We start from the raw sequence: 22489 nt of genomic DNA on the forward strand, positions 1-22489 counted from the left end.
TATTTTGTAAAAACATTGGTAGTGAAACTGAAATTAATAATGTGTGATTAACGATAAATCAAATGTCGATGTGGCTTGGAAAAAGAGGCCATGTCATTCGTTTACGGTTTTGATACGGATGAAAAGCACAATCTAAACCTGTTTTTTTGTAGAAATTCTAAAAAATAGAGGACAGAAAATTGACTGTCTAAATGTTTTAGTCGTAAGTTTTAGCATTTAATTTGGCTTAATAGGAAATTCTATTGATAGCAAAGTCTTTACCTCATTTTTGTTTTAGAAAGGAGAGAAGTGGATGGATTCAATATGGCTAGAGTATGCTTGGGCATTATTAATTTTAATTGGATTAGAAGGATTGTTATCGGCGGACAATGCCCTTGTATTAGCAGTTATAGCCAAACATTTACCCGAAGAACAGAAGAAAAAAGCTATAAATTACGGAATCATTATGGCCTTTGTTTTTCGATTTGCAGCCCTGTTTGCGATTTCATTTATTGCAAATGTTTGGCAAATACAAGCAATAGGAGCAGCCTATCTTCTTTATTTAGGACTGAAACATGTCATTCAGGCGCAATTCGGAAAAGACAATCAAAATATTCATGAGGACGATGAAAAGGAAGCGGCAGGTAAAAGCTACTGGTTCACAGTAGGTAAGATTGCATTAGCTGACCTTGCTTTCGCGATTGATTCAATATTAGCCGCAGTTGCTCTTGCTCTGGGGCTTCCGGATTCACCGCTTGATGATTTCGGAGGTATGGATGGAGGACAGTTCATTGTTGTACTTCTTGGAGGAATTGCTGGACTTATTTTAATTAAATTTGCGGCAACTTGGTTTGTTGGGCTTCTTGAGAAACGTCCAGCATTGGAAACAACGGCATATGCGATTGTTGCTTGGGTTGGTGTCAAATTAGCTGTAATTACACTGGCTCATGAGGATATTGGTATTTTAGACCATGATTTTCCGCACAGTACAACTTGGACTTTGATCTTCTATGGAGTATTAGTTGCGATCGCACTAATTGGTTGGTTTGCACCGGGAAATAAGTCAGCCAAAAATAATCCCGAAAGGTAATAAAAGGGTCAGAGCATTATGTGCTTTGTCCTTTTTAATGATAATTATATTGTGTATTTTTCGATTTAACGCTATAATTATAGTGTTAAAGATGGAATCGTGATATGACCTGTTATGAATCTATCATTTTATTTATGAATAAATGGATTGGTATTTTAGCAAGATGTGCTAATAAACTACTCCACCATGATGATAACGTGCCAAAAATGTGGTGCGTATATTTTCGTGGTGGAGTTTTTTTATTCTCAAAAAGGGGGAGTAACCATGAACGACAGCATGGTTCATATTACAATTGACGGCAAAGAATATAGTGCTGAGCCTGGTTCAACGGTACTAGGCATCATTAATGAGAACGGAATTGAACATCCACAAATTTGTTACGTGCCGGAAGTGGATCCTATTCAAACGTGTGATACTTGTATTGTAGAAGTTAACGGAAAGCTTGTGCGATCCTGTTCTACAGTAGTGACGAGCGGTATGAATATTGAGTTGTCCTCTACTAGTGCGAAGGCAGCACAACATGAGGCGATGGACCGCTTACTAGAAAATCATTTACTTTACTGTACGGTTTGTGACAACAATAACGGGAATTGTAAACTGCATAATACGGCAGAATTAATGGAAATTGAGCATCAAAAATATCCTTATGAGCCAAAAGTTGATGTAAGTGAAGTTGATATGTCTCATCCATTTTATCGCTATGATCCGAATCAATGTATCGCGTGCGGTCAATGTGTAGAGGTATGTCAAAACTTGCAAGTAAATGAAACGTTATCTATTGATTGGGAGGCAGAGCGCCCACGTGTTATTTGGGACGAAGGAGTAGATATTAACGATTCTTCATGTGTAAGCTGCGGTCAATGTGTAACAATTTGTCCTTGTAATGCATTAATGGAGAAATCGATGCTCGGTGAAGCTGGATTTATGACAGGGTTAAAACCTGATATTATGGGGCCAATGGTTGATCTTATTAAAGAGGTTGAACCTGGATATAGCGGTATTTTTGCTGTGTCAGAAGTAGAAGCTGCGATGCGCGACACTCGTACGAAGAAGACGAAAACAGTTTGTACGTTTTGTGGTGTAGGTTGTTCGTTTGAAGTATGGACGAAAGGGCGCAAAATTTTAAAGGTGCAACCAACTTCTGAGGCACCAGTTAATGCAATTTCTACTTGTGTAAAAGGAAAATTCGGTTGGGATTTCGTTAATTCTGAAAAACGACTTACGAAACCTTTAATTCGTAAAAATGGAGTGTTCGTTGAATCAACTTGGGAAGAAGCGCTTCATGTAGTGGCGAATAAATTGGGCTCTATTAAAGAAGAGTACGGTAAAGATTCTATCGGCTTTATTTCTTCTTCTAAAATTACGAATGAAGATAATTATGTTATTCAAAAATTAGCGCGTCAAGTGTTCGAAACGAATAACGTTGATAACTGCTCACGTTATTGTCAATCACCAGCGACAGATGGATTGTTCCGTACCATTGGTATGGGCGGAGATGCAGGGACGATTAAAGATATCGCACAATCGGGTCTTGTTATTATCGTCGGTTGTAATCCAACAGAAGGTCACCCGGTATTAGCGACTCGTGTGAAACGTGCGCATAAACTTCACGGTCAAAAACTAATTGTTGCAGATCTTCGTAAAACTGAAATGGCAGAGCGTTCAGATATCTTTATTAGTCCAAAGCAAGGAACAGACCAAGTATGGTTAATGGCCATTACGAAATATATGATTGATCAAGGTTGGCACGATCAGCAGTTCATCGATGAGAATGTAAACTTCTTTGATGATTTCAAAGATAGTCTCGCGGAATATACGCTTGAATACGCAGAAGAGATTACAGGCATTTCAAAAGAAACGCTCGTTCAAATGGCAGAAATGATTCGCGATGCAGATGGTACGTGTATTCTTTGGGGAATGGGTGTAACGCAAAATACTGGTGGTTCAGATACTTCCGCTGCGATTTCAAACTTACTTCTTGCAACAGGAAATTATCGTCGTCCAGCTGCTGGTGCATATCCGCTTCGAGGTCATAATAACGTACAAGGTGCTTGTGATATGGGAACACTTCCAGGCTGGCTTCCAGGATATCAGCACGTTACTGACGATGTAGAACGTGCGAAATTTGAAATAGCTTACGGAGTGAAAATTGATAACAAACCAGGTCTTAATAACATTGAAATGCTTCACGCAATTGATGAAGGGAAAATGAAAGCTATGTATCTTGTTGGAGAAGATATGGCCCTTGTAGACTCTAACGCAAATCATGTACATGAAGTGTTATCAAGTCTTGAGTTCTTTGTCGTTCAAGATGTGTTCCTTTCTAAAACAGCTCAATACGCTGATGTAGTATTACCAGCAGCGCCATCTCTTGAGAAAGAAGGTACTTTTACAAATACAGAACGTCGTGTACAAAGATTATATCAAGTGCTTCCGGCGCTAGAAGATGCGAAACCAGACTGGTGGATTGTACAGGCAATTGCTAATAAGTTAGGTGCAAACTGGAACTATAATCATCCAAGTGAAATCTTTGCTGAAATGGCGAGTTTATCACCACTATTCGCACACGCAAACTATGAAGTGCTTGAAGGGTGGAACAGTTTCCACTGGGGAAGTTTTGATGGAACGAATACGCCGCTTCTATTCAAAGATGGATTTAACTTCCCGGACAAAAAGGCTCGTTTTGCGATAGCTGATTGGGTACGTCCTGCTGAATTCCCAGCAGAATACGATCTTCACATTAATAACGGTCGTATGCTTGAACATTTCCATGAAGGGAACATGACAAATAAATCAAATGGTATTCAATCGAAAGTACCAGGTGTTTTCGTCGAAGTTTCTCCAGAATTGGCAAGGGAACGTGGAGTGAAAACTGGTTCGTTAGTACGCCTTGTTTCCCCATTTGGAGCACTTAAATTACGTGCACTTGTAACGGATCGTGTAAAAGCGAATGAACTGTATTTACCGATGAACTCGACGGATAAAGATTCGGCAATTAATTTCTTAACAGGTCCTGCTGTTGACTTACGTACAAACACGCCTGCATATAAACAAACGAAAGTACGTATGGAAGTGTTAGAAGTTGATGGCGAAAATCCGATGCCAAAAACGAACCCACGTAATAAAAAGCGTCATCCTCAAAATGGTATTGAGGTAAATCGTAAGTGGGCTCGCCCAGGATACGTACACTTAACGGATAAATAGAGAGGAGAAAAGAATATGGCAGCACCGATTCAAGCAATCCAGAAGCAGGAGCTAACTGAGGAAGAACTCAAACAACAAAAACTCGAAGATTTAAAAGAACTGCTAGCTAATAATGAAGATGCTTTAAATCAAATGTTTAATATAGTAGGTGAACTAAATGACATCGGGATGCTGGAAGCTGCAAATTCTATGCTGAAAGCGAAAGAACCAATCACAAAAATTGTTCTAGGCCAAGTCACTCGTGAACCAGTTACAAATTTAATTAATAATATGATGGGCGTTGCAGGAGCTTTAACAGAACTTAATCCGGAACTTACGAAAAAGCTTGTAGGTAGTTTATTGACAGGTATGGATGAAGGAAATCAGCATTTGCAAAGCAATAAAAAAGTAGGAATATTAGACCTTATGAAAGTACTGAAGGATCCAGATATTAATCGTGCTATCGGATTTGGTCTTCATTTCTTAAAAGGTATGGGTAAAGGGTTAAAAGAAGAATAGATAAGCAACAATAATAGTATTTCATATGTTGTTTGAGTACTTGAGATAATTGTAAAAGATGATCCATTTCGTCTCATTATTAAATAGTTTAGACGAAATGGTCATTTTGTTAAAATAGTTGTGATGGAATAATATTTGAGAAGATAGTAAGGAATAGCTGGGAAGGAATGAGAGTATGTCAAAAATGGTACATGAATTTAATGATATGATCCGAAAGCTTCGAAAAGAGTTGTTCGGGAAAGGGCCGGAACGAATTCATACTGTATTTACCGAAAATATGGCGATTGCTACATTATATGGAAATTTGACACCTACAGAGAAATTCATTTCGGGAACTACGGATGGGTCAGAAATGGTTCATATGGCTCGAACGAAAATGATTCAAGAAGTGTATGTGGCTAATCCTCATGAACATTTAGAAGAACTGGTTGGTGCGAAGTTAGTTCATCTGTTTTCTGATATGAAAGTAGATGAGGATATTGCAGTTTCAGTGTTTGTCTTTGATAAAAATATAACGTGAGAGAAGGATGCTCATCGTGAAATCGATTCAGGTGGAACGGAAAATTTTCAAATATGAGCAAGGGGAATTTAAACATATAGAGGACAGCATTGTAACAGAGTTTCCTGTTACGGTTAAAATTAACGGCCAGGAATTTGTTACAATGGTTAGTACTCCAGAGTATATTGAAGATATGGTAATCGGCTTTTTAGCCTCGGAGGGTATTATCCGAAAGTATGAAGATATTGATGAAATATGGGTGCAAGAAAAAGAAGGCTATGTACATGTAAAAACGACGAAAATCAATCCTTATTATCGTGACATGCAAAACAAACGCTATATTACTTCGTGTTGTGGAATGAGTAGACAAGGATTTGTTTTTGCAAACGATGCGCTGACCGCGAAAGAAATGAATGATATTCGCGTAAAGATCTCTGCTGAGGATTGTTTTCGGTTAATGAATGATATGCAGGAATCTGCGTCTACGTTTCAACATACAGGCGGCGTTCATAATGCAGCTTTATGTGATGTGAGTGGAATTGTTTTAAGCCGCATGGATATAGGAAGACATAACGCTTTAGATAAAATTTACGGCTATTGCTTAAAAAATAACATTTCGATTGGTGATAAAATTATTGTTTTCAGCGGACGTATCTCTTCTGAAATTCTATTAAAAGTTGCGAAAATTGGCTGTGAAGTAATATTGTCAAAATCAGCTCCAACTGAGTTAGCATTAGAGCTAGCGGAGCAGTTAGGGATTACTACAATAGGCTTCATTCGTAATGAATCTTTAAATGTATATACGCATCCAGAGCGGATTATAAATATAAAATAAGTAGAAACGAGGCAATAATCATGAAATCTGTTACATTAGACAAATTAGATCGTCCTTTAAAGGATTTACGTATTTCTGTTACTGATCGCTGTAATTTTCGCTGTCGATATTGTATGCCAGAAGAAATATTTGGTCGTGATTATTCTTTTTTGTCTAATGATAAAATTTTATCTTTTGATGAAATTGAAAGGATTACACGTATTTTCGTTTCTTTAGGTGTAAGAAAGTTACGCATTACTGGGGGAGAGCCTTTACTTCGAAAAGAGCTACCTGAACTCATACAGCGGTTAAACGAAATTGACGGGGTAGAGGATATTGGTTTAACGACAAATGGATCATTACTTAAAAAGTTTGCTCCTGATTTATATAAGGCGGGTTTATCTCGTGTGACAGTTAGTTTAGATTCTTTAAATGAAGAGCGATTCTCTTATTTAAATGGGAATAGAAGTAAAGTAAAAACGGTTCTTGCAGGAATACAGGCTGCAGCGGAAGCCGGAATGAAAATTAAAATGAACATGGTTGTCCAAAAAGGGAAAAATGAACAAGACATCGTTCAGATGGCAGAGTACTTTAAAGAGAATAAGCATATCCTTCGGTTCATTGAATATATGGATGTCGGAAATTTTAATGGCTGGGAATTAGGCGAAGTAGTTTCTAAGCAAGAAATAGTAGAGATGATTCATAAAGTTATGCCACTTGAACGTATTGAAGCGAACTATCCGGGTGAAGTTGCGACACGTTATCGGTATATCGGTAGTGATGAGGAAATAGGAATTATTTCATCTGTAACAGATTCGTTCTGTTCATCATGTACAAGAGCGCGTATTTCAGCAGAAGGAAAATTGTATACATGTTTGTTTGCTTCTAAAGGAAACGATTTAAAAGAATTACTTCGTTCTGGGTGTACGGATGAGGAGATTATTAATGTTATTCGTGATATTTGGAATAATCGTTCAGACCGTTATTCAGATGAACGACTAAGCGATATAAATAAAAAAACAATGCCGAAAATTGAAATGTCGCATATCGGCGGCTGAGAAACTATTATGAATGTAGAATCTCTTTGTTAACGTAAATAGTGGGAAATGTGCAAGTTTTGTACACTTTCTATAAGTATAGTAAAAATGATGATTGATATTTCTGTAAGAGATAAGCAGAGAGATTAAGCAGCATTCAAAAATCCTTACGATGTTAAGGGTTTTTGGTGCTGCTTTTTTTAGATGAGAAAAATGGAGGAATCGATTATGGCATTTCATAAACCGGAACAAATTGCTGCGCTTGTGATTGAATCCGGTGTTCAAAAGGTAAGGCAACCGCTATCCGCGATGCTTATCCTTGGTTTTTTAGGAGGAGCATTCATTTCGTTAGGATTTTTACTTAATATTCGTGTGCTAGGTAATGTACCGGAGCAATGGGGGAGTTTAGTCAATTTTATAGGAGGAGCGGTTTTTCCTATCGGACTGATGCTCGTTGTGTTAGCGGGAGGAGAATTAATTACGGGAAATATGATGTCGATGTCCATGGCACTTTATGCACGTAAAATCTCATTGAAACATGTGTTAAACAATTGGGCTTGGATTACTTTAACTAATTTCGTAGGTGCGCTTTTCGTCGCGTATTGTTTCGGGCATCTTGGCGGGCTTACAGAGGGAGCGTATTTAAATAAGACGATAGCGATAGCTCAAGATAAGTTACATGAATCTTTCGGAAGAACGTTAATTTTAGCAATTGGTTGTAACTGGCTCGTTTGCCTAGCAATTTGGTTAGCATACGGAACGAACGATTTAATTGGGAAGATTGTTGGAATTTGGATTCCAATTATGGCGTTTGTCGTAATTGGATTTCAGCAAGTAGTAGCAAATATGTTTGTCATTTCAGCAGTTATTTTTGCGGGGCACCTTACGTGGATGGATCTTGCTAAAAACTTTGTTCCTGTCTTTATCGGAAATGTAATTGGCGGAGCTGGATTTGTTGGATTCGCTTATTTTTCTTGTTACCAGAAACAAAGTGCTACCGAAGAAGATGTATTGAAAAAATAACAGTATATGAAGCTGATTTTTACATGAAAGGAAGGCTATCTCATGATAGAGCGATATTCACGTCAACAGCTGTTCAACCCTATTGGGAGTGAAGGACAAGAAAAAATTAGAAATAAGCATGTGTTGATAGTCGGGACAGGTGCATTAGGAAGTGCAAGTGCTGAAAGCTTCGTACGCGCAGGTATCGGAAAATTAACGATTATTGATCGTGATTACGTAGAATGGAGTAATTTACAGCGGCAACAACTTTATGCTGAACAAGATGCGATAGAAAAGTTACCAAAAGTAATAGCGGCACAGAATCGTCTCAAACAAATTAATTCAGACGTGCAAATTCAAGCTCTTGTAATGGATGCAAGAGTAGATAATATGGAAGCTTTATTGGACGGTGTCGATGTCATTATTGATGCAACAGATAATTTTGATATTCGCTTTGTAATCAATGACTTAGCACAAAAATATAATATTCCTTGGATTTACGGTTCTTGTGTCGGATCGTATGGCATGAGCTATACAATTATTCCAAAGAAAACGCCGTGCTTACATTGTGTGTTGAAAAGTGTTCCTGTTACAGGAGCGACGTGTGACACAGTTGGAATTATTAGTCCTGCCGTTCAAATCGTCGCAGCGTATCAAGTGGCGGAAGCTTTCAAAATTTTAGTAGGAGATTACGAAGCAATTAGAAAAACTTTTTTAATGTTCGATATATGGAGTAATCAACATCACTCAATCAAACTAGGAAAAATAAAAATGGAAAACTGTCCTTCGTGCGGAACAAATAGAACTTATCCTTATTTATCTTACGAAAACCAAACGAAGACAGCTGTGTTATGCGGAAGAAATACAGTTCAAATTAGACCAGCGCATAATAGTCATTACAACTTTGATGAGTTAGAAAAAGTATTAAAAAACCACGGGAAAGTAGATCGGAATCCGTATTTGCTCTCTTGCCAATTAGAAGATTATCGCATCGTCATTTTTCAAGATGGGCGTGTATTTATTCATGGAACGAATGAAATTCAAAAAGCGAAACAACTATACTATCGGTTATTAGGCTAATAGAAAGGGATTGGTAATGATGGAAAGAAGAGTGCCGATTACAGTTGAAGAGGCTGTCCGTAAAGTAATGGGATTTACTAATTGTGGTGTAAAAGAACTAGTACCACTGGAATTAGCATACGGACGTACGTTAGCAGACAATTTAGTAGCGGATCACGATGTGCCTTCTTTCGACCGCTCACCATATGATGGATTTGCTATTAGGGCAGAAGATACGTCGCGGGCAAGTCGTGAAAATCCAATTGTATTTGAAGTAATTGGTGAAATTGGAGCAGGTTCCGTATTCCATAAAGAAGTCGGAGCGTTTCAAGCAGTTCGAATTATGACAGGGGCACAAATTCCGAAAGGATGTAACGCGGTCGTCATGCTAGAACTGACTCGTCATCGTCAATATGAGAATATCGGAAAAAGCTATATGGAAGTGAGGCGCTCATTTAAAGAAGGGGACAACATATCCTTTCAAGGTGAAGATGCACGTAAAGGAACCGTTCTCGCAAAAAGAGGTTGTTACATTAATCCAGGTATTTCAGCTCTTCTTGCTACATTTGGTTATAGTGAAGTGCCAGTAGCGAAAAAGCCAGTCATTGGACTAATAGCGACTGGGAGTGAGCTTCTCGATGTCAATGAAGAACTACAACCTGGGAAAATTCGAAATAGTAATACGTATATGATATCTTCTCAAATTCGAAGAGCTGGTGGAAGAGTAAAACACTTTGGGAAGTTTAGTGACGATTTTAATACGTGCTACGAAGCAGTGAAAAAAGCGTTAAGTGAAGTTGATATGTTAATTACAACTGGTGGTGTTTCAGTAGGCGACTATGACTATTTGCCAGCTATATACGAAAAATTAGGCGCGTCAGTCCTTTTTAATAAAGTAGCCATGCGGCCGGGAAGTGTCACGACTGTAGCACAATTAAATGGAAAATTACTATTCGGATTATCAGGAAATCCTTCTGCTTGTTACGTAGGCTTTGAATTATTCGTGAAACCTAGCATTCGTACGTATATGTTTAGCGAAAAACCACATGTAAAACGAGAAAAAGCAATGCTCGGAGAAGATTTTCTAAAACCGAACCCATTTACAAGATTTGTACGAGGTAAGCTGAAGTATAACGAAGGACAACTAATCGCTTATCCATCAGGATTTGATAAATCTAGTTCCGTTTCTTCATTAGCTGAATCAAACATTTTTATCGTACTACCAGGCGGAACGAGAGGATATAAGAAAGGGATGTTTGTAGACATTCTCTTATTAGAAGATAACGAAGGTAGTGAATGGCCTTGGACATTCCGTAAAGTAGGGAGAGAGTCTGATGGGACAAGCACCATTTGAAATTGTAGATAGTCCGATTGTAGTTGAAGAAGTAACGAATAAAGTAGCAAGAAGAGAAGCAGGAGCCATTACAACTTTTATTGGAACGGTTAGAGAATTAACGAAAGGAAAACGAACGTTACATCTTGAGTATGAAGCATATAAACCGATGGCAGTAAAAAAGCTTACTGAAATTGGAGAAGAAATTAAGAAACAGTGGCCGGATGCAAAAATAGCAATCACACACCGAGTAGGACGATTAGAAATAATGGATATTGCCGTTGTTATTGCAGTATCGTCTCCGCATCGTAAAGTGGCGTATGAAGCGAATGAATACGCAATTGAACGTATAAAGAGAATCGTCCCAATTTGGAAAAAAGAATTTTGGGAAGATGGAACGGAGTGGATTGGAGATCAACTCGAAAATACTCCATATCCAGAAGGAAAACCAAAGAAAGAAGAATGAGAGAATGATTACAATTTTACTGTTCGCAAATTTACGAGAAGAAGTCGGTTCAGAGAGATTAGCAATAATAGAAAAACGAGAGATGAATGTTCATCAATTGAAAAAATGGCTGAAAGATCACTATCAATTACAGACGCTAGATAAAGTTATGGTGGCGATTAATGAAGAATTTGTAACGGACGAAGGTATTGTAAAACCCGGAGATATCGTCGCGTTTATCCCGCCTGTAAGTGGGGGTTAATTCTTTTTATTTGAATACCGCATCTTTTATACATTAAGGAGGATCATTATGAGTGAATTTTCGCACTGGAATGAAGAGGGAAGAGCTAAAATGGTTGATATCTCTCAAAAGGATAGTTCAACACGCACAGCTGTTGCGGAAAGTACAATTTCTTTATCAAATGAACTATTTGAAGCAATTCAAAGTGGTGGGTTGAAAAAAGGAGACCCGCTTCAAGTAGCACAAGTTGCTGGCATAATGGGTGCTAAAAAAACAGCGGATATAATCCCGATGTGTCACCCGATATTAATCCAAGGAACAGACTTTACGTTCCATTATGAAAAGAAAACCGATGGCTATGAATTAATCATACGAGCGACAGTAAAATGTAGTGGGAAAACAGGGGTAGAAATGGAAGCATTAACTGCCGTATCAATCGCCGCCCTTACCTTTTACGATATGTGTAAAGCAGTTGATAAAACGATGGTCATGAAAGAAACATATTTAGTTCAAAAAACGGGTGGGAAAAGCGGAGACTTTTTTCATCAAGTAAAATAATTACAATGGAAGGAATGTGTATGATGATTACTCACGAACAGATTATGAACGCTTTAAGCCATGTAGAAGATCCAGAGTTACACAAAAGTATTGTGGAATTAAACATGGTAAGAAATATACAAATTGATGGTACGGAAGTTGGGCTAGCAGTAGTTTTAACAATTCAAGGTTGTCCGTTGAAAGCAAAAATTCAACAAGATATTGAAGAATCTCTTCGAAACATTGGGGCATCAAAAGTTTCTTTAACATTCGGATCGATGACACCGGAAGAAAGAGCAGCATTAACAGCGTCTTTAAAGAAAGAAGCTAGAACAGAAACGGGAATGCCTAGTATGCTTCGACCTGATTCAGGAGTACGTTTTATTACTGTAACGAGCGGAAAAGGAGGAGTTGGTAAATCAACTGTGACGATTAACCTTGCTACTGCGTTAGCACGTATGGGCAAAAAGGTTGGAATTTTAGATGCAGATATATACGGGTTCAGTATCCCTGCAATGATGGAAACGAATGAAAAGCCAACGATGATCGATCAAACAGCAATTCCGGTCGTTAGTCATGGTGTTAAAATTATGTCGATGGGATTCTTCACAGAAGGGAATAATCCCGTTATGTGGCGCGGACCGATGTTAAACAAATGGATTCAAAACTTCCTTGCGAACACGCACTGGGGAGAATTAGACTATCTTCTTCTAGATTTACCACCTGGAACAGGAGACGTTGCGATAGATGTTGCAGCAATGATCCCACAAGCGAAGGAAATTATCGTTACGACGCCTCATAACGTAGCTTCATTTGTCGCGTCTAGAGTAGGAGTAATGGCAAAACATACGAAACACGATATTTTAGGTATCGTTGAAAACATGGCATATTACGAAGAACAAGATGGCTCAAGAAACTATCTCTTCGGAAAAGGTGGCGGTGAAATGTTAGCAGAACAACTGCAAACAGAAGTAATCGCTCAAATACCGTTTGCGAAGCGTGAAGAGAATAAAGGGTCGTGTGTATATGACGAAGACTCGCTTGTTGGGGAGATTTTTACTTCTTTAGCTGAGGATCTTATTTATAACGAATAGGTTGGTATAAAAGGGAGATACATAGCGTATATGTATCTCCCTTTTATTTTTATATGGAGTTCTTTCAATAGTTTTAAAGGTTATATTTAAAACTGCAATAACTGCGAAACCATTTGTGGAATTTGATTTGTTTGAAACCATAGTAAGTGCAACATGCATACGTCTTTCGTGCGCCTCGATGCTTAAAACATTCGTGCCAATACGCATAATAGACACTTCATATAGATTTATATAGTCGGTGTTCTAGAGCTAATAAACGGCTATGAAGAGAAAAAAGGTCCTATGCTCACTTTATCTTTTTGTTTTAATAAATGGGACGAGGAAAAAATAAGCCCTGACCGCTTCTAAGTATGGCCAGAGCTTCTCTTTAAGCTAAAAAGAAAGCTTTTAATCTATCTATACAGAAAAAACAAACCTCTCCGCAAGCAGAGAGGTTTGTTCATGAAGCTAACTCAAATGGCTTATTGTAATAATTTAGAAACCATTTGTGGAGTTTGGTTTGCTTGAGAAAGCATGCTGATACCAGCTTCGTTCAAGATCTTGAACTTAGTCATTTCAGACATTTCTTTCGCCATGTCAGCGTCTTCGATTTGAGAAGCAGCTGAAGCCATACTTGATGCTTGGCTCTTAAGGTTGTTTACGTTAAAGTCTAGACGGTTTAATGTAGCACCTAGAGTTGCACGGTTAGATGCAATTGTTTCAAGAGCGGAGTCAATTGATTTAATTGCAGCTGAAGCGTTTGGACCTGTTTTTTGAATGTCACCAGCTGCAATCATAGTAGTAGGATTAAGTTCTTTGCCAATGTTTTGGGCTGTATCAAGGTCCTTAGCACTATTGTATGCTGTGAATTTTGCCTCGATTTTTCCGATGTTTTCATCGCTCATTAAGCCTTTAACTTTATCGAAAGCTTGCTTGAAGTTATCAACAGCTGCTTGAATGTCTTCATCTTTAGCTTTAGGAATAACAGTAGTACCGTCTGCTTCTTTCCCAGTACCATCAGGTAATTCAGCTAATTTTTTTTGAGCAGCTTTTAAAGCTTTAATATCTTCAGCGGCATTTGTTAGGTCTGCATCTGTAATTTTAATAGTTTGTGTTCCAGTACCACTAATTGATAATTTATCAAGTTTTAATGTTTCAGTAGATACATTTGATAAATTAATATTAATTTGTTTGCTAGTATCAGCATTGTCTAAAGTTTGAATTGCGATAGAATCTTTAGAGCCATCTAGTAATTTTTGATCGTTGAATTCAGTGTTTTTAGAGATGTAATCAATTTGATCTTTTAATGCACCAAACTCTTTGTTTAGTGCATCTTGGTTTTCTTTTGTATTTGTACCATTCGCAGATTGGTTGGAAATGTCACGCATACGAAGTAAAATATTAGATACTGAGTTCATTGCTGAGTCAGCTGTACGGATTAAAGACATACCGTCTTGTGTGTTGTTAGCTGCTACTCCTAAACCGTTTTCACGAGCACGCATACGAGTTGCGATTGCAAGACCTGCTGCATCGTCAGAAGCGTTGTTGATACGTTTACCGCTTGATAAACGGTCCATAGCGTTACTCATTTTAGCTTGGTTTTGACGCATGTATTCTTGCGTACGCATGCTATTAATGTTTGTATTAATTCTCATAATAAGAACCCCCATTTTTTTATATTGACTTTTCTGTTAATTACAAAACGGTAATATACAAAAAAAACAATTTCGAATTTATTGTAATCCTTGCTATAACGGGTGTCAACTTAAAATTTGAATTAATAAATATAAAAAAATAACAGTTTAACAATGTAGTCATTTTTTTATTGCAAAGGATTATTGCAAACTTTTTTAAAAAACTCTAATATTAGATTATCTTTGTTTATCGAAAAGGTGATATTATGGTAGTTGGAAATATAGTAAAAGAAATTCTTGCATATAAAAAAGGACAAATTCAGCAAAAGTTAAGTAGTCCGCAGGCGTTCGTTAGTAGTCGTTTTCAAGATCAATTGCAGAGTGAACCTGCGAAGGAGACGAAGGTTACTCCGCAAACGGCAAAAGTAGAAGATATGAGTCAGCCGGTACAATCTACGAAAATAGAAACGGTTGTTAATAAACTGGTAGAGCCTATAAAAGTAGAGGAAACGAGTAAGCTTGAGGAGACGGAGAAAGCTGAAACGAAGAAAGTGGATGAAGTGCAAGTCGCGCAAAAAGAGTTTGAGCGACGTTTCCCAGAAACGAAAAATGAGACTGCTGATACGTGGGGATTAACGAATAAGTATAATATTCAGAAAATACGTTCTTCAAATGAAGGTAAGTATGAGGATATTATTGATCGCGCTAGTCGTACATATGGAATTCCGAAAACGTTAATTCAAAAAATGATTGAAGTAGAGTCTAATTTTAATCCGAAAACGGTGTCACATGCAGGGGCGATGGGGCTTATGCAGCTTATGCCAGCGAATGTGAAAGAGATGGGTGTAAAAAATCCATTTTCACCAGCTGAAAGTATTGAGGGTGGTGTGAAAGAGTTAAGCGGTTATTTAAAGAAAAATAACGGTGATCTCGTATTAGCGCTTGCTTCTTATAATGCTGGTCCTGGTAATGTAAGAAAGTACGGAGGCGTACCACCATTTAAAGAAACGCAAGGATATATTAAAAAAATATTAAATATCGACGTTTCGAAATAAGAAATTTCATTTATATATAAAGAGAATATGGAATTTTCGTGAACATGATATGGGAGTTGGCTAGATTGAAATTACAAGATGATATTCCGTTAACAATTTATTTTGAAATCGGAAATACAAAAAAGAAAATTGAAGATCTGCTTCATATTACGAAAGGTACATTGTATCGTCTTGAAAATTCAACGAAAAATACGGTGCGTCTTATGCTTGAGAATGAAGAGATTGGAACCGGAAAGATTTTGACGAAGAATGGGAAAATGTACGTTGAAATCGTTGAATTGAAAGGGTAGGGAAGGGGATTTTCATGAGTGGCGATAAATTAAGCCAAGAGCAAATTGATGCCCTGCTGAAGGCGGTAAATGAAGGCGAGGAAATGCCAGCTTTCGCACAAGAAGCAGGGAAGCAAGATAAATTTCAAGAGTATGATTTTAATAGACCAGAGAAGTTCGGTGTTGAGCATTTACGTAGTTTGCAAGCGATTGCGTCGACTTTTGGAAAACAAACGTCACAGGCGTTGTCAGCGCGTATGCGTATTCCGATTGAACTAGAGCCTTCGACCGTTGAGCAAGTTCCGTTTACGAGTGAGTATGTGGAGAAAATGCCGAAAGATTACTATTTATATTGCGTTATTGATCTGGGCCTTCCAGAGCTTGGAGAAATCGTAATTGAAATTGATTTAGCGTTCGTTATTTATATTCATGAATGCTGGCTTGGCGGAGATAGTAAGCGTAACTTTATGATGCGTAGACCGCTAACGGCGTTTGAGTTTTTAACGCTTGATAATATATTTGCTCTTCTTTGTAAAAATTTACAACAATCATTTGAAAGCGTTATTGCGATTGAACCGAAATTTGTAACGACGGAGACAGATCCGAATGCGCTGAAGATTACGACAGCGAGCGATATTATTTCACTATTAAACGTAAATATGAAAACAGATTTTTGGAATACGACAGTTCGTATCGGTATTCCGTTCTTATCTGTTGAAGAAATTATGGATAAGTTGACGTCTGAAAATATTGTCGAACATTCTTCAGATAAGCGTAAAAAGTATACGTCTGAAGTAGAAGTGAAAGTAAATCAAGTGTACAAGCCTGTTCACGTTGCGATTGGTGAGCAAAAAATGACAATGGGCGAGATTGAGCAAATTGAAGTAGGCGATATTATTCCGCTTCATACGAAAGTAACAGACCAACTACGTGGTTATGTAGATGGAAAACATAAATTTAATTGTTTTATCGGGAAAGATGGAACGCGTAAGGCGCTCCTATTTAAAAGTTTTATAGAGTAGGAGGATCCATATGAAGCATGAAGTATCTCCTGTGTCATTAATGGGATTAGAAGAATTTGCCGGGAAGCGAAATGAAGCGGGGAAGGCACATATTGATACCGTTTCAGATATTTCAATTGAACTTGGAGTAAAGCTTGGGAAGTCATCTATTATGCTTGGTGATGTGAAGCAATTAAAAGTTGGCGACGTTCTTGAAGTAGAGAAAAATTTAGGACATAAAGTAGATGTATATTTAAGTGATATGAAAGTCGGTATTGGTGAAGCGATAGTAATGGATGAGAAGTTCGGTATTATTATTTCTGAAATTGAAGCTGATAAGAAACATACAGCGCTTATGAAGGCACAAAATCAAATGCAGGATAAAGAGTAGAGGAGGAGTCATATGTCGTATATGACGACCTTATTTCAAGTCGTTTTACTGTTTGGTGCGCTCGGCTATGGTGCATATTATATGACGAAAAAGACGCGCAAACAGCAGTTTTTTAAGCAAGGTGAAAACGGACACATTCAAGTGAAAGACGGCGTGTATTTAAATCATCAAACGAGCGCCTTTTTGTTTGAAGTGGACGGAAAGCAAGTGTTCACTGTTATTAGTAATAACGGTGTACAATCTGTGCAGTTAACAGGGACAGGAAATCAGTTTCAACAAGCGCTAGAAGACGCGGTGAAGAGTGAAACGAAAAAAGTAGAGGATCCATCATGAGAATAAAGAAACAGTTATCGTTATTTGCCGTTATTTTCGCATTTTCTATTATTTTTTCATTTGTTTTTGTAAATCCAGCGTATGCAGCCCCGAACGGCTTTATTAATTTCGAAAATGGAAAAGAGTTTACGAGTAATTCAAGTGTACAACTATTCGCACTCGTTACCCTGCTATCATTATCTTCTTCTATCGTTCTTTTATTTACGCATTTTACGTATTTCATGATTGTTCTTGGGATTACTCGTCAAGGACTTGGGGTTATGAATTTACCACCAAACCAAGTGCTTGTTGGACTCGCATTATTTTTATCGCTGTTTACAATGCAGCCAGTGCTTGGTCAATTAAAGAGTGATGTGTGGGACCCGATGACGAAAGAAAAAATAACAGTAAGTCAAGCTGCGGAGACGACAGCTCCGATTATGAAAGATTATATGTCGAAGCATACGTATAAGCATGATTTGAAAATGATGCTGAAAGTGCGCGGAGAAGAGTTGCCGAAAGATTTAAAGGATCTTTCATTGTTTACGCTTGTGCCATCCTTTACGTTAACGCAAATTCAAAAAGGTTTACTTACAGGGATGTTCATTTATTTAGCGTTTGTCTTTATTGATTTAATTATTAGTACACTTTTAATGTACCTTGGGATGATGATGGTACCGCCGATGATTTTAAGTTTACCATTTAAAATACTCGTTTTCGTATATTTAGGTGGATATACAAAAATCGTCGATATTATGTTTAAGACGGTCGCCTGAAGCGTTTGATGCTATGTGATAGGAGTCATATAAATGAATACATCACCAATTATAGATATTTTCCAAACCTTTTTTTATAAAGGGGTTATGATTTTAATGCCGATTGCCGTTGTAAGTATGATTGTCGTTATTATTATCGCGGTTATTATGGCGATGATGCAAATTCAAGAGCAAACGCTGACGTTTTTACCGAAAATGGCGAGTATTGTGCTCGTTATTATCATTTTAGGTCCGTGGATGTTTCAAGAGTTAACGATGCTTATTTTAGATTTATTTGATAAAATCCCATCGCTATTGCGTTCGTACTAAGATAGGTGAACTGAAATGAATATGGAATTATGGGCGGCGACGTTTTTTGCGTTTTGTCGCATTACTTCATTTTTATATTTTCTACCGTTTTTCTCAGGCCGATCAATTCCGGCGATGGCAAAGGTTACATTTGGACTCGCTCTTTCGATTACAGTGGCAGATCAAGTGGATGTCTCTCACATAAAGACAGTTTGGGATGTAGCAGCTTATGCAGGAACGCAAATTGTAATTGGATTATCACTTTCAAAAATTGTAGAGATGCTGTGGAACATTCCGAAAATGGCAGGGCATATTTTAGACTTTGATATCGGTTTATCACAGGCGAGTTTATTTGATGTAAATGCAGGGTCACAGTCCACTTTGCTATCAACAATTTTTGATATATTTTTTCTTATTATTTTTATTTCACTGGGCGGCATTAACTATTTCGTTGCCACGATTTTAAAGTCGTTTCAATATACAGAGGCGATTTCAAAATTGTTGACGACTAGTTTTTTAGATAGTCTACTTGCAACGTTATTATTTGCGATTACATCAGCGGTCGAAATTGCGTTGCCGCTTATGGGCAGTTTATTCATCATTAACTTCGTTCTTATTTTAATCGCAAAAAACGCACCGCAATTAAACGTTTTTATGAATGCGTACGTGATTAAAATTACGTGTGGTATTTTGTTTATCGCGATGAGCGTACCGATGCTCGGTTATGTGTTTAAAAATATGACAGACGTATTACTAGAAGAGTATACGAAACTATTTAACTTTTTCTTAACGAAGTAGGGGGACGCGCATGGCAAAGGATAATAAAACAGAAAAGGCCACCCCGCAGAAGCGTAAAAAATCGCGTGAAGAAGGGAATATCGCCCGGAGTAAAGATTTAAATAATTTATTTTCCATTCTCGTATTAGCAGTTGTCGTTTACTTTTTCGGAGATTGGCTCGGCTATGAGATTGCACATTCCGTAGCGGTGCTGTTTGATCAAATTGGAAAAAATACAGATTCGACCGAGTATTTTTATTTAATGGGGATATTACTTCTGAAAGTATCGGCTCCTATATTAATACTCGTATACGCTTTTCATTTGTTCAATTATATGATTCAAGTCGGTTTCTTATTTTCTTCTAAAGTAATTAAGCCGAAAGCGTCACGTATTAATCCGAAAAATTATTTTACGAGATTGTTTAGCCGTAAAAGTTTAGTAGATATTTTGAAATCACTGTTTTATATGGGATTAATCGGTTATGTTTCGTACGTTCTCTTTAAAAAGAATTTAGAGAAGATTGTTAGTATGATTGGATTTAACTGGACAGCGTCACTTACTGAAATTATTAGCCAAATTAAATTTATCTTTCTAGCCATTTTAATTATTTTAATCGTTCTTTCTATTATTGATTTCATTTATCAAAAATGGGAGTACGAACAAGATATTAAAATGAAAAAAGAAGAAGTGAAACAAGAGCATAAAGATAATGAAGGGGACCCGCAAGTAAAGGGGAAACGAAAAAACTTTATGCATGCCATCTTGCAAGGGACAATTGCGAAGAAGATGGATGGTGCAACGTTTATTGTGAACAACCCGACGCATATTTCAGTGGTACTTCGTTACAATAAACAAGTTGATGCGGCGCCTATTGTCGTTGCAAAAGGGGAAGATGAGCTCGCATTATATATACGAACGCTTGCCCGTGAACAAGAAATACCAATGGTGGAAAACCGTCCGCTTGCTCGTTCTTTATATTACCAAGTTGAGGAAGACGAGACGATTCCAGAAGATTTATACGTAGCTGTAATTGAAGTTATGCGCTATTTAATTCAAACGAACGAACTTGAAGTATAATAGCGCGTTTGGAGGGTATCTCTTTGTTTAAGATGGATTCTGCAAGAACCTATTTTTCTATCTTTTTAGCAGCGTCATTCGTTGTGGCGCTCTTAATTCCACTTCCACCATTTATACTTGATATCGTTATCGTTTTTCTACTAAGTATGTCAGTGCTTATTTATATGCGAGCTACAAGTATTAACGAGTGGGATGAATTAAAGTCATTTCCGACGATGTTGTTATTAATCGGGATTTTCCGCGTATCGATTAACGTTTCGACGACGCGAGCGATTTTAACAGACGGAAATGCGGGTCATGTTATTGAAGAGTTCGGTCAGTTCGTAATTGGCGGGAACTTATTAATTGGTATCGTTATTTTTATAGTTTTAATCATATTCCAGTTTATCGTTGCAAACGGTGCGTCTCGTACAGCTGAAGTAGCAGCTCGTTTTACACTTGATTCTTTACCAGGGAAACAAATGTCTATCGATGCTGACTTGAATCAGCGTCTTATTACAGAAAAAGATGCACAGGTAAAACGAAAAAAATTAAATATGGAGACAGAGTTTTACGGAGCGATGGATGGTGCCGGAAAGTTCATTAAAGGGGACGTTATTTTCGGGATTGTCATTTTATTTGTAAACATTATTTTCGGTTTAATTGTTGGTATGATGCAGCAAGGAATGAGCTTTGCAGATGCGGCTATTCACTATACACAGTTAACTGTCGGTGACGGAATTGTAAACCAAATCGGTTCGTTAATGCTTGCGATTTCAACAGGTATTATCGTAACGCGAGTATTTGACGGTTCATCTGATACAGTAACTGAAGGAATCTTTAAAGAGTTATTAGCGCATGAAGTTGTTGTATATGCGCTTGGTGGTTTATTTATCGCAATGGGTGTTTTTACACCGTTACCATTTCTACCATTTGCTCTCGTTGGAGGCACGATTGTTTTCTTAGGAGTTCGTAATAAAAAGCGAATAAAGAAAGAAAAAGAAGACGAGCTTCAAAAAGAATTAGAAATGATTCAAGGCGATGAAGAGCAACTGCAACAAGTGGAAGATTCATTCGGCGTCTTTACAGATAAATATCCAATTATTGTAGAGCTCGGTTTAGATTTAGCGGCACTTGTAAAGCAGAAGATAAACGGGGAAACAGCCCGTGATAAAGTTGTTCTTATGAGGAAGTCGATTATTACCGACCTTGGTATTAACGTTCCTGGAATTAACTTTAAAGATAATACGAGCTTTAGACCACGCGGACGTTACATTATTCGTATTAAAGGTGCGAAGGCGGCTGAAGGTGTTTTAAAATCAGGTTATTTATTAGCACTGAAAACACCGAACGTAATGGCTGATTTAGATGCAGAGCCAGCGAAAGATCCAATTTTCGGCGAAGATGGATATTGGATTTTGGAGCATATGGTACAAGATGCACAAATGAAAGGCTATCAAGTGTTAGAGCCGCTTAGCATATTAATTACACATTTAGATGTTGTCGTTAGACGTAACCTTCATGAGTTAATTCAGCGTCAACATGTGAAAGATTTAATTCAATCGCTGGAAACTGATAATGGCGTTTTATTAGAAGAAATTAAGAAGAAAGAAATCGATTTATCACTTGTTCAAAATGTTATTAAACAACTGCTGAAAGAAGGAATTTCAATCCGTGATTTACCAACGATTATTGAAGGTATTATTGACGGGAAAGAAATTTATCAAAACCATGTTGATGGTGTAACGGCGTTTGTTCGTGAATGTATTTCAAAAGTTATTTGTGAGAGTGCGAAAAATCCGGATGGAAAAATTTATGCAGCGCTTTTCGCTGATTCAATCGAGTTAGATGCGGATGTTGTTAATAATTCATACCAAGGTTATTTATTAAACTGGGATTTAGATTTAGAAACGCGAGTAGTAGAGCAAGTACAGCGCGTTTTTAAACAAGCTCGTTTAATGGGAAGAGAGCCAGTATTATTAACACGCAGAAAAGATTTCAGATTTGCGATTGTGAGACTTCTTGAACGTTATCAAATAGAAGCTAAAGTATTATGTATTAGTGAATTAGCACCAGAAATTGTTGTAGATCAAATTGCTTATATTGAATAGTAGGGGG

At 37.5% G+C, this 22489-nt stretch carries 25 protein-coding genes; 24 read left to right on the forward strand and 1 reads right to left on the reverse strand.

The genetic code is table 11. From position 1 onward, the window contains the following. Positions 1-292: 292 nt before the first annotated feature. The 14 genes from EXW56_RS08380 to EXW56_RS08445 all read left to right on the forward strand — a co-directional run bounded on the left by EXW56_RS08380 (position 293) and on the right by EXW56_RS08445 (position 12832). A complete protein-coding gene (locus tag EXW56_RS08380) occupies positions 293-1069 on the forward strand; it encodes a TerC family protein (RefSeq protein WP_204207912.1) in 777 nt (258 codons plus the stop codon). Positions 1070-1173: 104 nt separating this feature from the next. Continuing rightward, positions 1174-1365 (forward strand): hypothetical protein, encoded by a 192-nt coding sequence (locus EXW56_RS08385; protein WP_002158491.1) that lies wholly within the window; start codon positions 1174-1176, stop codon positions 1363-1365. Continuing rightward, positions 1334-4273: a formate dehydrogenase subunit alpha gene (fdhF, locus tag EXW56_RS08390; protein WP_215597358.1), complete on the forward strand. Its 2940-nt coding sequence runs from the start codon at positions 1334-1336 to the stop codon at positions 4271-4273. Before EXW56_RS08385 ends, fdhF begins: the two co-directional genes overlap by 32 nt. 15 nt (positions 4274-4288) lie before the next feature. Beyond that, the gene (locus tag EXW56_RS08395) at positions 4289-4771 is read left to right on the forward strand and encodes a helical membrane plugin domain-containing protein (RefSeq protein ID WP_002201036.1); all 483 of its coding nucleotides are present in this window, start codon (positions 4289-4291) and stop codon (positions 4769-4771) included. Positions 4772-4946: 175 nt separating this feature from the next. Further along, positions 4947-5291 carry a Na-translocating system protein MpsC family protein gene (locus tag EXW56_RS08400; protein ID WP_002201035.1) on the forward strand — a complete coding sequence of 115 codons (345 nt, stop codon included), beginning with the start codon at positions 4947-4949 and terminating at the stop codon, positions 5289-5291. Between the two features lie 16 nt (positions 5292-5307). Next, on the forward strand, positions 5308-6105 hold the full coding sequence (gene fdhD, locus EXW56_RS08405) for a formate dehydrogenase accessory sulfurtransferase FdhD (RefSeq protein WP_002201034.1): 798 nt from the start codon (positions 5308-5310) through the stop codon (positions 6103-6105). Between the two features lie 20 nt (positions 6106-6125). After that, positions 6126-7142: a GTP 3',8-cyclase MoaA gene (gene moaA / locus EXW56_RS08410; protein WP_002201033.1), complete on the forward strand. Its 1017-nt coding sequence runs from the start codon at positions 6126-6128 to the stop codon at positions 7140-7142. Between the two features lie 207 nt (positions 7143-7349). Continuing rightward, the gene (locus EXW56_RS08415; RefSeq protein WP_002201032.1) at positions 7350-8144 is read left to right on the forward strand and encodes a formate channel; all 795 of its coding nucleotides are present in this window, start codon (positions 7350-7352) and stop codon (positions 8142-8144) included. Between the two features lie 42 nt (positions 8145-8186). After that, on the forward strand, positions 8187-9203 hold the full coding sequence (locus EXW56_RS08420) for a molybdopterin-synthase adenylyltransferase MoeB (protein WP_002201031.1): 1017 nt from the start codon (positions 8187-8189) through the stop codon (positions 9201-9203). A 19-nt stretch (positions 9204-9222) separates the two neighbouring features. Next, positions 9223-10536, forward strand: coding sequence for a molybdopterin molybdotransferase MoeA (locus tag EXW56_RS08425; RefSeq protein ID WP_002201030.1), 1314 nt, complete (start codon positions 9223-9225; stop codon positions 10534-10536). Further along, a complete protein-coding gene (locus tag EXW56_RS08430) occupies positions 10517-10981 on the forward strand; it encodes a molybdenum cofactor biosynthesis protein MoaE (RefSeq protein WP_002201029.1) in 465 nt (154 codons plus the stop codon). The genes EXW56_RS08425 and EXW56_RS08430 overlap by 20 nt, the downstream gene beginning before the upstream one ends. A 4-nt stretch (positions 10982-10985) precedes the next feature. Then, positions 10986-11222, forward strand: coding sequence for a molybdopterin converting factor subunit 1 (gene moaD / locus EXW56_RS08435; RefSeq protein WP_002201028.1), 237 nt, complete (start codon positions 10986-10988; stop codon positions 11220-11222). A 48-nt stretch (positions 11223-11270) separates the two neighbouring features. Further along, positions 11271-11759, forward strand: coding sequence for a cyclic pyranopterin monophosphate synthase MoaC (gene moaC / locus EXW56_RS08440; RefSeq protein WP_002201027.1), 489 nt, complete (start codon positions 11271-11273; stop codon positions 11757-11759). Between the two features lie 20 nt (positions 11760-11779). Beyond that, positions 11780-12832: a P-loop NTPase gene (locus tag EXW56_RS08445; protein ID WP_002201026.1), complete on the forward strand. Its 1053-nt coding sequence runs from the start codon at positions 11780-11782 to the stop codon at positions 12830-12832. A 461-nt stretch (positions 12833-13293) separates the two neighbouring features. On the opposite strand, the gene EXW56_RS08450 is transcribed toward EXW56_RS08445, so the two are convergent. After that, positions 13294-14466 (reverse strand): flagellin N-terminal helical domain-containing protein, encoded by a 1173-nt coding sequence (locus tag EXW56_RS08450; protein ID WP_002201025.1) that lies wholly within the window; start codon positions 14464-14466, stop codon positions 13294-13296. Between the two features lie 245 nt (positions 14467-14711). Here EXW56_RS08450 and EXW56_RS08455 point away from each other — a divergent pair, with 245 nt between their 5' ends. The 10 genes from EXW56_RS08455 to flhA all read left to right on the forward strand — a co-directional run bounded on the left by EXW56_RS08455 (position 14712) and on the right by flhA (position 22482). After that, positions 14712-15500 carry a lytic transglycosylase domain-containing protein gene (locus EXW56_RS08455; RefSeq protein ID WP_215597359.1) on the forward strand — a complete coding sequence of 263 codons (789 nt, stop codon included), beginning with the start codon at positions 14712-14714 and terminating at the stop codon, positions 15498-15500. A gap of 65 nt (positions 15501-15565) precedes the next feature. Continuing rightward, positions 15566-15790 carry a flagellar motor switch protein FliN gene (locus tag EXW56_RS08460; protein ID WP_002202518.1) on the forward strand — a complete coding sequence of 75 codons (225 nt, stop codon included), beginning with the start codon at positions 15566-15568 and terminating at the stop codon, positions 15788-15790. Between the two features lie 14 nt (positions 15791-15804). Further along, complete coding sequence (gene fliM / locus EXW56_RS08465) at positions 15805-16791, forward strand: flagellar motor switch protein FliM (protein WP_002201022.1); 987 nt, start codon at positions 15805-15807, stop codon at positions 16789-16791. 10 nt (positions 16792-16801) lie between these two features. Then, a complete protein-coding gene (locus EXW56_RS08470; RefSeq protein WP_002201021.1) occupies positions 16802-17161 on the forward strand; it encodes a flagellar motor switch protein FliN in 360 nt (119 codons plus the stop codon). A 12-nt stretch (positions 17162-17173) separates the two neighbouring features. Beyond that, a complete protein-coding gene (locus EXW56_RS08475) occupies positions 17174-17494 on the forward strand; it encodes a hypothetical protein (RefSeq protein ID WP_000121176.1) in 321 nt (106 codons plus the stop codon). Continuing rightward, positions 17491-18249 carry a flagellar type III secretion system pore protein FliP gene (locus tag EXW56_RS08480; protein ID WP_002126633.1) on the forward strand — a complete coding sequence of 253 codons (759 nt, stop codon included), beginning with the start codon at positions 17491-17493 and terminating at the stop codon, positions 18247-18249. Before EXW56_RS08475 ends, EXW56_RS08480 begins: the two co-directional genes overlap by 4 nt. Positions 18250-18282: 33 nt before the next feature. Continuing rightward, positions 18283-18558 (forward strand): flagellar biosynthetic protein FliQ, encoded by a 276-nt coding sequence (locus EXW56_RS08485; protein WP_002011993.1) that lies wholly within the window; start codon positions 18283-18285, stop codon positions 18556-18558. A 15-nt stretch (positions 18559-18573) separates the two neighbouring features. Next, positions 18574-19335, forward strand: coding sequence for a flagellar biosynthetic protein FliR (locus tag EXW56_RS08490; protein ID WP_001055697.1), 762 nt, complete (start codon positions 18574-18576; stop codon positions 19333-19335). Positions 19336-19345: 10 nt separating this feature from the next. Continuing rightward, on the forward strand, positions 19346-20392 hold the full coding sequence (flhB, locus tag EXW56_RS08495) for a flagellar type III secretion system protein FlhB (RefSeq protein WP_002201020.1): 1047 nt from the start codon (positions 19346-19348) through the stop codon (positions 20390-20392). Between the two features lie 23 nt (positions 20393-20415). Further along, positions 20416-22482: a flagellar biosynthesis protein FlhA gene (flhA, locus tag EXW56_RS08500; protein WP_002201019.1), complete on the forward strand. Its 2067-nt coding sequence runs from the start codon at positions 20416-20418 to the stop codon at positions 22480-22482. Positions 22483-22489 lie beyond the last annotated feature (7 nt).

The organism is Bacillus mycoides (assembly GCF_018742245.1).
Lineage (GTDB): Bacteria > Bacillota > Bacilli > Bacillales > Bacillaceae_G > Bacillus_A > Bacillus_A cereus_U.